Origin of the sequence: Brucella pseudogrignonensis, assembly GCF_002252525.1 — a bacterium.
Classification (GTDB): domain Bacteria; phylum Pseudomonadota; class Alphaproteobacteria; order Rhizobiales; family Rhizobiaceae; genus Brucella; species Brucella pseudogrignonensis.
Genome location: NZ_NNRM01000020.1, coordinates 126161 through 138014 on the forward strand (window position 1 = coordinate 126161; position 11854 = coordinate 138014).

Below are 11854 nucleotides of genomic sequence, written 5' to 3' on the forward strand. Positions count from 1 at the left end.
ATCAGCTGTTCAGCAAATCAAGAGCAGCCTTGTGCAGTGCTGGTGAAGCTGCGGCAACAACATCACCGCCCTTTTCTGCCGGGCCGCCGTCACGCTGCGTGACAACGCCACCCGCCTGCTCGATGATTGGAATGAGCGCCACGATATCATAGGGCTGAAGGCCCGCTTCCACGACGATATCGGCAAAGCCACTTGCCAGCATCGCAAAGGCATAGCAATCAACGCCGTAACGCGACAGACGCACCGCATTTTCCAGCCGGTCAAAGCCCTTACGCAAATCGCCCTTGAAAAGTGCTGGCGTGGTGGTGAACATGGTCGCATCTTCAAGCTTTGCCTGAGCGCGAACAGAAAGCCGACGTGGTTCTGCACCTTCGCGGAGGAGATAAGAACCATTGGCATCGCCGTAAAACAGCTCACCCGTGAAAGGCTGGGACATCATGCCAGCCTTTGCATCGCCATCGACCGTCAGGCCGACCAGCGTTCCCCAAACAGGCAGACCAGAGATGAAAGCGCGGGTGCCATCAACGGGGTCGATCACCCAAACATGACTGCGATCGATATTTTCAGGGCCATATTCTTCGCCAAGAATTCCGTGATCTGGAAACTCGCGCCCGATGACTGCACGAATCGCGCGTTCTGCAGCACGGTCGGCTTCCGTGACCGGATCAAATCCCGAAGTGTATTTGTTGTCGATCTCGTTGAACTGGCGAAACCGTGGCAAGGTTTCAGCAGCTGCGACCGAAGCGACTTCGGAAAAAAATGCCTTATCAATCAGCAATCCCAATCTCCCGTTTCCATAAGATGATGCATTGATGTGCATCTCGTCCTAATATTGCTCACAATTTGAGCTGTCTATTTTTTAGCACAAAAAATATGCGTAAATCCTTGACGCATAAGGCTTTGCCGCGTAGCTTAAAGGTCAGACAGGCTGTCCTGTCGGTGCCTTTCGGGGCATTTCCTCCCTAGTCTTTGGCCGCGCTTTCTTCTTGGAGCGCGGCTCTTTTTATATGCATTTGATGATAGACTTTCTTTGCTACAGCATAATTTCACCTTAAATCTGAAACAATTTAAGGTGAAATTATGCTGTAAATATAAAGCGTTAGAGCACCCGACAGCTATTCAGCTGCGAGCGGTGGCACGACCAGAAGTTCATCCGGCAAGGATGTGAGGTCGCTCAGGAACTGATAAAGATCGGCGCATAGAGCATCGAAGCCGACAAGCTTCTGCAAGGTCTGCTCATTCATATAGAGACTGCGATTGATCTCGATCTGCAACGCATAGCAGGCCGCGGCAGGTCTGCCATAATGCTCGGTGATAAACCCACCCGCATAAGGCTTGTTGTGTGCAACAGTGTAACCAAGGCCGCGCAGCAACTCGATTGCCGCCTGCGTCAGCTGCTCGCTGCAGGATCGACCGAAACGATCACCTATGATGAAATCAGGCCGCCCGCCAACATCGCCAGAGCGCGTGCCGCCCGGCATTGAGTGGCAATCGATCAGAACCGAATAGCCAAAGCGCTCATGGGTCGACTGAAGCAGACCATCCAGCGCACGGTGATAGGGCTTATAAAGCTCCTCGATACGATAATAGGCCTCTTCAAGCGATATGCGGCCAGGATAAATAAGCTGCCCCTCGCCGACCAGACGCGGCACAGTGCCCAGACCACCCGCCACACGCGCCGACTGGCTGTTCACATAAGGCGGCAGAGGCTCCGCAAACATTCGCGGATCAAGCTCGTATGGCTCACGATTCACGTCGAGAAAGGCGCGCGGGAAATGCGCCTTGAGCAAAGGCGCGCCAAGGCGCGGCACGGCTGCAAAAAGCTCATCGACGTAGCAATCTTCGGAATAACGAATGGCAAGCGAATCCAGTCGCGATTCTTCGAGAAACGACTTGGGATAGGCTCGACCGCTATGGGGAGAATTGAAAACGAAAGGAATGCGCTGCTGCGCTGGTGCACAGACCTCGAAAGGGGGCATCAGATGAAAATCACGTTCCAGACTCATACTTCAACCCGTCTCGACTGCCTTTGGACGACCGGTCATAAGATAATTACACTGTTAAAGCAGTATCTTATAATAGTCCGGCGTGATGCAATATCCAATGTTTGAGAGCAAGCCCTTCCTCCTCTTGGCAGGCCGTTCAAACGATGCAAAGCTGTAACACATAACAGCTTGTTGCCAAACACTGGCCATAACAATTAACATTTGCGAGAGCATTCATTTCATATTTACCAAAAAAGCGTTTTCTAGTGTGAAAACTGAGTCGTCATCTGTGTCCAGAAGACACGAACCGGCGGCGAGAAATTCGGACGGACCCATGAAAAGAATTCTGCTAGCTGAAGACGACAACGATATGCGTCGTTTCCTTGTGAAGGCGCTGGAAAAGGCGGGCTATCACGTTACTCATTTCGATAACGGTGCCAGCGCCTATGAAAGACTGCGCGAGGAGCCATTCTCGTTGCTGCTGACCGATATCGTCATGCCAGAAATGGACGGTATCGAGCTTGCGCGCCGCGCAACTGAAATCGATCCTGATCTGAAGATCATGTTCATTACGGGCTTTGCCGCAGTGGCCCTCAATCCCGATTCGGACGCCCCGCGCGATGCGAAAGTGCTTTCCAAGCCTTTCCACCTCCGCGATCTCGTGAACGAAATTGAAAAAATGCTGATCGCCGCCTAAGGCGACCAGCGGCTTTCCCGGCCTTTGATAAGGTATTCAACAAAAAGAATAAAAAACTTCAAAAAAGGGCATTGACGGGCGCAACGCTATATGGTGTATGCGCCACATCGAATGGGCGTATAGCTCAGCGGGAGAGCACTACATTGACATTGTAGAGGTCACAGGTTCAATCCCTGTTACGCCCACCATTCGAACCACCGACATATCAATACGTTAGATAGAATCAGAGAGCTGAATAAAAAGCGCTCTTTAGGTTCACTGAACCTGTCGTGAACCCATAGACCTTCTTGGAAACCGCCCTACCTCCCTTCAAAAAGGAGGATGCTATGAACGGGCCAGAACGTGATGGAAATTATCCTGATCGTGGCACTGATTGCCAAAAGCATGTCATGGCGAAATTGATTGCGGCTCTCGATGAGGCAACTTTAGCAGGCTGGACCCGCTTAGAGGCAGCCGAGGCAATAATGCGCGTCGCTATCGCATTAGATTCCGGCGAACGACGTAGATCTCCAGAAGATTAAATCGACTACGGCGACTATATTGAATTGCGGTACGCTTCGAGTGCTGGAACGCACATCTGGAAACTATGATCTGAAACCAATGGTTCATACCTTATCATAGATTTGTAATTTCTGTTTCCGAGCCAGCGCTGCACAAGCCGAATATCAATGCCTTGCTTTATTAAGCGCGCTGCGCAGGTGTGGCGAAGAACCGTTGGCACGATCAATGGATCTTCCCAACCAATATCTTCCTTCACCTCGTTCCAAACAGCCCTGAACTTCGGCTGCTCTATTCTACAGAATGGACCGCGAACCTCGCTCTGCATTTCTTGTATAGCTGTTCGTGCATTTCGCGTTAGCGGCAGCGTCCGGCCTAAGCCGATAGAACTTTCCGCTATACGGATTTGATCGGTCCTGATGCTTTCCCATCGCAAGGCTATAGCCTCACCGACTGTGATTCCTGTTTCGACAAGCACCCGAGTCAACGCGGCAAACTCTAGAGAGCGCTCTTCGATTGAACTTAGGAGAACGGCTTCTTCATCAAGCGAAAGAATACGGAGCTGGTTAGCGTCCTCTTCGAGACGCTTATAAACCGGTACGTTCGGGATATCTCCTGCGGCTACAGCAGCCCTAAGCAGCTTGGTTAGTGCATTCACCTTCCTATTTACCGTCGAGTTGCGATTCCCTCGCCCTTGGAGGGCAATCGTGATCCTCGCAAAGTCGTCAGTCTTAAAGGAAGCAAAATCGCCCGGGAAGATCTCGGAAATTTCATTGAGGAAAGCCAACGCGCCAGCTTGATGCTTCCCCTCTTTCCATAGTGATCCGGCATGTCGCTCAATAAGCGACTTTATAGTGTTGGTACTTTCGACCATTCGTTGCCCCTCAATCCCTGAGACGATAACAACGAAGACACTGTTTCCCAAGGAAATTCACATTCGCGCCGCAAAAGTGAGGCAAATCAGTGAAAATCGCCATTAACCTTTTGTTAACAAAGGGTTCCCTGAATACCGGAAATCGGGCGAACTGCGGCGATTTTGTGTTAAATGTGCAACACACGACTTCGTGAAAATTTGGAAACTGATAAACGCTGTTGCGAGTCCGGTTCATTAAAGATTATTCATGAGTCGTTGAATCGAGCGCTGTTAGGGCTCGGAGAAAAAAGCTTTGATCTTGGAGGTCAGAAATGAACATTAAGAGCCTTCTTCTCGGCTCAGCTGCCGCTCTCGTAGCAGCTACCGGCGCACAGGCAGCAGACGCAATCGTCGCTCCTGAACCAGAAGCAGTTGAATATGTCCGCGTTTGCGATGCATACGGCGCTGGCTACTTCTACATCCCAGGCACCGAAACTTGCCTGCGCGTTCACGGCTACGTTCGTTACGACGTTAAGGGCGGCGACGATGTGTATGCTCGTACCCGTTTTAGCGATGCACGCGGTCTAGGCTTCGGCTCCAAGGACCGTGACACCTATGAGCAGAAGGCGCGTTTCACGCTTCGTTTCTCGACTGCTTCGGAAACCGAGCTCGGCACCCTGAAGACGTATGCTGAAACCCGTTACGACTGGAACGACGGCGTCGATGGCACAACTGGTTCGCTCCGTTACGGTTACATCCAGCTCGGCGGCCTGCGCCTCGGTCTCGATGAATCGAACTTCGTAACCTTCACTGGTTCCCTCGGCGACGTCATCAACGATGACGTGATCCTTGCTGGCGGCTACCGCACCAACGCAATCAGCTACACCTTCACCGGTGGCAACGGCTTCTCGGCTGTTATCGCTGTTGAACAGGGCAACAACACCGACATCGAAAGCGGCGTTGCACTGAATGGTCATGAATTCGGCGGTCGTATCGACGATTACACGCCACATGTTGTTGCTGGTCTGAAGTACGCTCAGGGCTGGGGTTCGATCGCAGCTGTTGGCGCGTACGACGCGGTTAATGAAGAGTGGGCCGGTAAGGTTCGTTTGGACGTAAACGTGACCGACCAGTTCTCGGTTTGGGTACAGGGCGGCTACAAGTCGAACGACGATTACTACTACATCACCGAAACTCTTGCTGACGGTCGTCAGCGCGGTATCCGTGCAATCAGCAGCTTCTACGGCACCTGGGGTGGCGATTGGGCTGTTTGGGGCGGCGCGAAGTTCAAGGCATCCGAAAAGGCTACCTTCAACGTACAGCTCGCTTATGAAGACGCTAAGACCTTCGCAGCTACTGCAAACGTAGCTTACGAACTGGTTCCAGGCTTCACCGTAACTCCTGAAGTTTCCTACACCAAGTGGGACGACAAGTTCTCCGACCTTAAGGGTCAGGACGCTTGGCAGGGTATGGTTCGCTTCCAGCGTTCGTTCTAATCCTTACGGATTGGTTACAGGAAACCCGGCAGCTTCGGCTGTCGGGTTTTTTGTTTGACAAATATCTGAGAACACCTATTTGAAAGGTGCCATCTCATCGTAGAAGGACTGCGATGATAGACGACGATGATGTGACCTCCAGTCCGTCGCCGTTTGGCTGGGGCAGAGTCAGTAACTCTGCCCCTCTTTCGTTAGAAGCGTGCGCGTAAATTTTCGAGCAAGTCATTTCGCGTGATTGAAATCACAATGAACAATAATCGACCATCTTCGAAGATAAATTGGGATGATCACAGTGTGCCACCCAAGCCACGATATTTATTCTGGATCATCTGTTGCATGATCATTGTAGGAACGGTTGTAGCTGCTCTCGTGCTGACACACTTTTGGCTTTCCATGGACTGAGAATACCACCAAAGCCAGCGATCAGAATCGTGATCACTACGGCTAAACATGACGAAATAATTGCAACTTTCTAACGTTTACGGTGTTTCACTTTCTAGTATACGGGGAAAGAGAAACATGCACTTCAATCGACAGCTTATTCGCTCGGCCAAGATCAGACCTTTTTTACACAGCCCTAAACTGGGCCCTGCTGGCCGCTCTGTAGGTCTAGCTTTGAGAGAACTGATCAGCTCTAAGGATTATACGGAGAGCAATAAAGACCTTGATCAGTTGCTTGAAGAACTTGAAGTGGTTGAGCGGAAAAAAAATCTGTCGTAATTTGATGGCGAAAAATTCGAATACGCATGTTGCATTAACAGGATCCGCACCTAAATCTAATCCGCTTGCGGGGGTCTTGAAAACCCTGTGGCTCCAAGGCAAGCAGCCCCGTGACGTTGGGAGACGTGCCGGGGCTTTTTTCTTGCGGATAGTGATCATAAAACATGACCGTTCTGACACGAGAACTGTCACTGCACGAACCGTTTGTTCTGTACGGTATCAAACATATTGACCAAAGCCCTTTCTATGAGATGATCGGCTTGCGCGAAGACGTTTCAGGGGGCAGACACCGCGCAGCCCCGGCACTAGCCTACACCTCTCGTGCCGGGGCTTTTCTTTGGGCTTGACCACCCGCAGCATCTCCACCAGCTTGGAGCTAACAGGGATCAATAAAATGACCTATTACAGAACAGCAGCCGATGCGCGTGCACAGGCAAACTTCAATCACTCTGATAAATGTGTTGCTTGCGACAAACCTTTGGCCGGGCCGACCATCGTGTACGACCTTTATGGAACCGATCAGGTGGGAAACGCATTCCATCGCGATTGCGCATTTGAGATGGCACAGCGCATAATCTGTGATGCTTGGCCTAACAGACGTCATCCAAAAGAAGGTTAAGTCGTATGGATATTTGGGGGAAAGAGTGGAAGCGGCCAGACTGAAATCTGTACGTTAGCGAAATAGCTAAAAGGCAGCGCGAGTCCACTGAGAGGAAATCATATCAAATCGGGTATTAAGTATAAGTTTTGATTATATGTTTTCGGTGTGAGTCGGGTGACAATGGGCAAAAGCAAATCGGTGCGTTTTTACCCGACGATTGCCGCCCATATCTTTTTTCCGAACGTGACGAACATTCCGCCAAGCGATGCTGCAACGAACGAAACAAGCATGATCGCGCCAACTCCGCGCTCACGCCAACGGTTGAAATCTGCGACGGGTTCCTCGACCTTTTCAAGGCGGTTGTCGACACTCTGAAGCTTTCGCATCACCTCGTCTAACGTTCGATCAGTCTTTTCCTGTTTCTCGTATTGCTGTTTCCGATCATCCCGCGCCCGGTCCATATCCTTGATGATCTGGTCAAGCTTGCCCTCGACGCGGTCAATGGCTCGGTCCTGTCCCGCTTCAGTTGTCACCGGCTGCCCCTTCATTTCTCGTCATGCTTTGAGCATTCATCTTTTGACCAGACGCCGCCTGCGCAGCCGCGAACGATTGTGCGATCTATCTTCCGTTGATCGGCATCTGTCGCGCCACGCGCGCCGAGCAGATCGGTTCCGAGAACGCTACGGACGCCGCTCACATTTGCCGGTCCTGAATGTCCACACCCCGCCAGCATCGATGCACTGATCATAATCGAGCACAGCGCCAAGGGCTTTATCAGTTGCTTCATTGTTCTGTCTTTCGATTTTGGCTTCGATGCTGGACCGGCCATCACGTTTCCGAGCCACGTAACCAGCAGCCAGCAACAAAAAAGCCGCCACGAGGGTAGCCAGGGAGTATTTCAGCCAGTTCGGGATTAAGGCCCAGATCATGATTTGATCTTCCGGTAGATGCCCCAGAGCGTCAGAGCCAAGACGACGCCACCGACAATGATGCGCGCCCACTGTCCACTCGTGAGGCTGTCTTGCTGGTCAACAATGGCCTGCGTAATGTCGGGAAGGATCGGACCGACTGCGCCACCGACACCAGCCGCACCGGCACCGCCGATTGCAACCACGTCGGTCTTGTCCGTCTTTGTGGTCGCTGTGACTGTGTTTGAAGATACGAACGCTCCTTTTGCCCATAGACCAGCTTCGGCAGCGCGCCGGTTAACTAGGCCCTGCACTTTCTTGCCGCCAGCGTTTACCCACTTGGCAAGCTCACCAGGCACAGCGGCGTAATCGCCTTTATTGAGCTTCTTGAGCAGTGTCGATTTGTGAAGCGCGCCTGTGTTGAAGTCGAAAGAGACAAGCACTGCAAACTGATTGTCAGTGAGCGGCACTTTAACAAGACGCTCAACACGCGCCTCGAATTTCGCCAGATCGTTCTGTAGGATGCGCTCGGCTTCTTTATCGCCAATTGCCATACCCGGCGTTACTTTTGGCGCGCCCGCCGCTGACGTATGGCCGTAGCCAATAGTCAGAATTCCTGCGACATCCTTATAAGCCGTTGTTTTGAGGCCTTCCCACTGCTTGATGAGCGAAAGCCCCGCCGCGTTGATGCGTCGTGTCATTGTGTTTCCTCGTTTTCTGCTTATTTGTAGCGTTTCAGCAAGTATGTGCGTCGTTTTCACACTTTGTTGTGAAATTCATTGACTATTAATATCCACCTATCATATTGATAGGCACATGGCTGAGATCACACCTTTGAAGATGACGCCTCAGATGGCGTTAAAGATGATCAGAGAACTGGCGAGCGACACGGAAAACATCGTTGTTGTTCAGCACAGTTCAAAGCGCATGAAGCAAAGAAAGGTGTCTCGACGGCAAATCGAATTGTGTGTTCAGAAAGGAACAATTACCGAAGGCCCATTCTTTAACCAACACGGGAATTGGCAGGTCAACCTTTTAAGGCATGCAGCTGGAGAGGAAATTACATGCACTGTGGCTATCGAGTGGGGTTTACGCTTGATCGTGGTCACAGTTTTTTAGACCAAACAGGGAAACAAAGAGATGGCTTACCACTACGTCGATAGCGGTCTCGACAATGTATGGCTCGAGAACGGCTATACCTTACATACAACGCCATACGGTGAAGGCGTATCTATTCAGAATACCGCAGGCCTTCATCACGCTATAGGTCGATGGGTAATATCGCTTCCTAAGCCGCTTAACGGTGCGGAAGTACGTTTCCTTCGCCTCGAAATGGAACTAACACAGCGCGACCTCGCTGGCATCCTCGGCACCGAAGAGCAAGCCGTTCGTCGGTGGGAGAAAGCTCGCACAAAGCCAGTAGCGAACGGCCCTGCCGACCGCCTGTTAAGGGCCCTTTACGAAGAGTTCCTTGACGGCGATGGGTCTGTACGCCGCATGGTTGACCGCTTAGCACAACTTAATCAGATTGATCCTCAGTCGGTAAGTTTCTGCGAAACATCTGAGGGATGGCAACCAAACGCTCCTTGCGCCGCCTGAGAATAGTCAATCACAAACGCAGCCCCGGCCTCATCGCCGGGGTTTTTATTTGTCGCCTTTCGGCATGAAAAAACCGCCTCAAGGGCGGTCTTTCTTGGGGATTTTACGATAGTAGGGTTGCCCGTTGAACGAGCGGCGATCATTACCGCACGACCTTCCCCAAGACAGAGGTTGTTTGGATAATGCTTATTAGATGGTCTGGTTTCGGTATGGTCTCAGTTTTCGTGCTGATCGCAGGTATGCTGGGGGCGACTTTTCTACTGCGACCTTATTTCATGCTGAGCATGGCACTGCATCCGGCCGCATACGTCGCTAACGGCATCGGTCTCATTCTCGGTGCCGGTGCCAACTTGCTTTTAGCCTCTGCTTTCAAGAGGATATCTGCTGATACGCATCACAGCTTTATGGGCATCAGCATGCTGGGTTGGTCGCTAATTGGCGGTGTCGCTGGCGTTGCTCTCGCGATATACGGATGGACAATGTAGTCCTGCCCCGTTCTGCGTCGGGCCATTGTCTTTTCCTGAGATTGTGAGAAGATGGAAAAAGCGTGGTGACAGTCAGCGATAATTGTCCAACGCAAATCCCCGGCTCGGTACAATACCCACGAGCTGGGGTTTTATTTTTCAGCCCTTGACGCTGCTAAGATGCGCGCTAATTCTTGCTCCATTCACGGCATCACAGCCCCCGCTTGAATGTAACGTGAGTAACCCCGGTTCATGGCTGCCCGCCTGCCGGGGTTTTCTTTTAGCTTTACGAAAATCATTCAATTGAATAAGAGAAGCCGCGCACCGTTGCCAAGCCCCCAGCCCAACGCGGTGTGCAGCCCCGGCCAAGCTCCCACGCTTTCCGGGGTTTTATTTTTTCTGTCACCAGATTAAAATCGACTAGCGCAGGTCATCTTCGAGACGCGACTGGCGATCTGCGTAGCCCCGGCTCGTGCTATCCTTCATTCCACACGCCGGGGCTTTTCTTTTTATGGATCAAAGTCTAAGGAACGGCGTTAAGGTTTCATTAGGACCTTAGGAGAATTAAATGCCGGCGGAATTCTGGGCTTCGATTGCGACAGTGAGTGTTTTTGTAATTATCGTGGGTGCACTGATGTGGCGCTGCAAAGCAGAAAGAAAGCTTGTCCGATAGTTCAGTTATTGGCAAATTTCGGTCTCAGACTGCAAGCAGGGACGTCGCTCTTTCCTCACCAAACAGATCAGTAGCCATCTGCTCAAGGAGCGGCCAAAGCTCATGATCTGAGCGGAACGTGTTGGCTGTGGTGAATATGCGCTGGGTGCGCACCGGCTGCGTTGCCATGGCCTCATTCACCTGATCGACTTCATCTTCCGTCAATCGTTCCCACAGCGTGACAGCAGGCAGAATTGTAACAACTGGATCAGGTTCAGGCGCTGGCGGTGTGAATTCTTCGACCTTTCCGTCTACCCATCGCCTTGCCGCTTGGTTTTCAATGAAATCGTGCCATTGGTCTTTAGTGATCTCGACTGCTTCTAGCGGAATTTTGCAATCTGGGTTTGGTTCTTCACCAATTATAGGCGCCTGCGGGTCCGGGTTTTCTTCGGTTACCTCAGGTAATTCACCATAAACAGGTTTCGTTCTCTCACCGTGGATATCTTCCGGATAAAAGGCAGTTGGAAAACCCTCATTGTCGAACGTAGCAAATATCTTCATTTTTAGTATCCCACAGCAAACCATTCGACGGGGACAGAGCCTTGTGGCTGAACCGTCCCGCCATTGACCATGTTTCTTACTCGGATATCCACGCCGCTCGCGGTTTTGCCGGTCGTGGCAATACCCAGATATTGAATACCTTCGATTGGATACGTGCTCCGAGCCTTTACCCACATGCAAGCTGTCGGGAACGCAGACGGAAAATTGATACGGTAATCTGTCCCTGTCTGAGTTACTGATCCAGTCTGGAAGATCAGCCCGCCCGGAAGCTTTTTATAAGCTGCATTATCAACACCGCCCATTGTAGCCCACATTGCTGCACCACTTGTGTCGTCCAGAATGGTGCGAGCGAATGCCGATAGGACAGTCAGGCCTGCTGCGTTAGCCCCTGTTAGGTAAGGCAACCTGTCAGCCGCCGCTGTGCCGCTCAGATTAAGCAGTGCGATTGCGGCCGAACCCAGATCGCTTTAGGCCAGATCGCCGTTCGCATCGGTGCGAAGGAACTTATTGGCCGCCAGTGCAAGTGCTTTCAGCGCGCCGTTCTCATCTGTCTGCAAAATCTGCCGTGCAGCCAGCGTAAGTGACGCAAGCTTGCCAAGGCTTCCGGTAGGGTCTTGGAGGCCAAAGCCTGATGTCGGCTTCAGCTCGTATTGCCCGGATGCGTTACCGACTGGTGTCTTGCCTTCCTCCACGCCAAGTTCAGCAAGATTTGTCAGGACGCCATTGCCAAGAAGTTCGATAAGCGTTGTCGTCTGCGCAGTCACACGATGTTGATTGTCGCTGAGAAGTGACCCGGTCGGGGTGCGGACAAAAACTTGGA

Annotated in this window: 17 protein-coding genes, 1 tRNA gene and 1 pseudogene; 9 read left to right on the forward strand and 10 right to left on the reverse strand. The window is 51.7% G+C overall.

Annotation, left to right across the window (positions count from 1 at the left end; genetic code table 11):
• Position 1: 1 nt before the first annotated feature.
• Positions 2–778 carry a histidinol-phosphatase gene (hisN, locus tag CEV34_RS11660; RefSeq protein WP_094543641.1) on the reverse strand — a complete coding sequence of 259 codons (777 nt, stop codon included), beginning with the start codon at positions 776–778 and terminating at the stop codon, positions 2–4.
• A gap of 337 nt (positions 779–1115) precedes the next feature.
• Positions 1116–2006, reverse strand: coding sequence for an N-formylglutamate amidohydrolase (locus CEV34_RS11665; protein WP_094543642.1), 891 nt, complete (start codon positions 2004–2006; stop codon positions 1116–1118).
• Positions 2007–2319: 313 nt separating this feature from the next.
• Here CEV34_RS11665 and cpdR point away from each other — a divergent pair, with 313 nt between their 5' ends.
• The 3 genes from cpdR to CEV34_RS11680 all read left to right on the forward strand — a co-directional run bounded on the left by cpdR (position 2320) and on the right by CEV34_RS11680 (position 3203).
• Positions 2320–2682, forward strand: a complete 363-nt coding sequence (gene cpdR, locus CEV34_RS11670) for a cell cycle two-component system response regulator CpdR (protein WP_007877205.1) — start codon at positions 2320–2322, stop codon at positions 2680–2682.
• Positions 2683–2795: 113 nt separating this feature from the next.
• Positions 2796–2870: transfer RNA gene (locus tag CEV34_RS11675), tRNA-Val, on the forward strand.
• Positions 2871–3008: 138 nt separating this feature from the next.
• Positions 3009–3203: a hypothetical protein gene (locus tag CEV34_RS11680; protein ID WP_094543643.1), complete on the forward strand. Its 195-nt coding sequence runs from the start codon at positions 3009–3011 to the stop codon at positions 3201–3203.
• A 14-nt stretch (positions 3204–3217) separates the two neighbouring features.
• Here CEV34_RS11680 and CEV34_RS11685 read toward each other — a convergent pair whose 3' ends face one another.
• Positions 3218–4054, reverse strand: a complete 837-nt coding sequence (locus CEV34_RS11685) for a tyrosine-type recombinase/integrase (protein WP_094543644.1) — start codon at positions 4052–4054, stop codon at positions 3218–3220.
• A gap of 311 nt (positions 4055–4365) precedes the next feature.
• Between CEV34_RS11685 and CEV34_RS11690 the strand changes: the two genes are divergently transcribed.
• From CEV34_RS11690 to CEV34_RS11700, 3 genes are all read left to right on the forward strand, one after another.
• Positions 4366–5529, forward strand: a complete 1164-nt coding sequence (locus CEV34_RS11690) for a porin (protein ID WP_094543645.1) — start codon at positions 4366–4368, stop codon at positions 5527–5529.
• A gap of 519 nt (positions 5530–6048) precedes the next feature.
• Complete coding sequence (locus CEV34_RS26715; RefSeq protein WP_143853346.1) at positions 6049–6249, forward strand: hypothetical protein; 201 nt, start codon at positions 6049–6051, stop codon at positions 6247–6249.
• Between the two features lie 343 nt (positions 6250–6592).
• Positions 6593–6868, forward strand: a complete 276-nt coding sequence (locus tag CEV34_RS11700) for a hypothetical protein (protein WP_143853348.1) — start codon at positions 6593–6595, stop codon at positions 6866–6868.
• Between the two features lie 188 nt (positions 6869–7056).
• On the opposite strand, the gene CEV34_RS11705 is transcribed toward CEV34_RS11700, so the two are convergent.
• The 4 genes from CEV34_RS11705 to CEV34_RS11715 are packed head-to-tail and all read right to left on the reverse strand — an operon-like array spanning position 7057 to position 8459.
• Positions 7057–7383: a hypothetical protein gene (locus CEV34_RS11705; protein ID WP_143853350.1), complete on the reverse strand. Its 327-nt coding sequence runs from the start codon at positions 7381–7383 to the stop codon at positions 7057–7059.
• 11 nt (positions 7384–7394) lie between these two features.
• Positions 7395–7637 carry a hypothetical protein gene (locus CEV34_RS27005; protein WP_235819033.1) on the reverse strand — a complete coding sequence of 81 codons (243 nt, stop codon included), beginning with the start codon at positions 7635–7637 and terminating at the stop codon, positions 7395–7397.
• Positions 7531–7779, reverse strand: a complete 249-nt coding sequence (locus CEV34_RS11710) for a hypothetical protein (RefSeq protein ID WP_094543649.1) — start codon at positions 7777–7779, stop codon at positions 7531–7533. The genes CEV34_RS27005 and CEV34_RS11710 overlap by 107 nt, the downstream gene beginning before the upstream one ends.
• The gene (locus CEV34_RS11715; RefSeq protein WP_094543650.1) at positions 7776–8459 is read right to left on the reverse strand and encodes a lysozyme; all 684 of its coding nucleotides are present in this window, start codon (positions 8457–8459) and stop codon (positions 7776–7778) included. Before CEV34_RS11715 ends, CEV34_RS11710 begins: the two co-directional genes overlap by 4 nt.
• Positions 8460–8574: 115 nt before the next feature.
• Here CEV34_RS11715 and CEV34_RS11720 point away from each other — a divergent pair, with 115 nt between their 5' ends.
• The 3 genes from CEV34_RS11720 (at position 8575) to CEV34_RS11730 (ending at position 9842) form a co-directional block, all read left to right on the forward strand.
• Complete coding sequence (locus tag CEV34_RS11720; protein ID WP_094543651.1) at positions 8575–8877, forward strand: DUF4258 domain-containing protein; 303 nt, start codon at positions 8575–8577, stop codon at positions 8875–8877.
• A gap of 21 nt (positions 8878–8898) precedes the next feature.
• Positions 8899–9357, forward strand: coding sequence for a helix-turn-helix domain-containing protein (locus tag CEV34_RS11725; protein WP_179253498.1), 459 nt, complete (start codon positions 8899–8901; stop codon positions 9355–9357).
• Between the two features lie 182 nt (positions 9358–9539).
• Positions 9540–9842, forward strand: a complete 303-nt coding sequence (locus CEV34_RS11730) for a hypothetical protein (protein ID WP_235819034.1) — start codon at positions 9540–9542, stop codon at positions 9840–9842.
• Positions 9843–10518: 676 nt separating this feature from the next.
• Here CEV34_RS11730 and CEV34_RS27300 read toward each other — a convergent pair.
• The 3 genes and pseudogenes from CEV34_RS27300 to CEV34_RS11740 all read right to left on the reverse strand — a co-directional run.
• Positions 10519–11034, reverse strand: coding sequence for a hypothetical protein (locus CEV34_RS27300; RefSeq protein WP_235819035.1), 516 nt, complete (start codon positions 11032–11034; stop codon positions 10519–10521).
• A gap of 2 nt (positions 11035–11036) precedes the next feature.
• Positions 11037–11438, reverse strand: a complete 402-nt coding sequence (locus tag CEV34_RS27010) for a gp53-like domain-containing protein (protein ID WP_179253499.1) — start codon at positions 11436–11438, stop codon at positions 11037–11039.
• A 63-nt stretch (positions 11439–11501) separates the two neighbouring features.
• Positions 11502–11854, reverse strand: a pseudogene (locus CEV34_RS11740) (hypothetical protein); the annotation flags it as partial.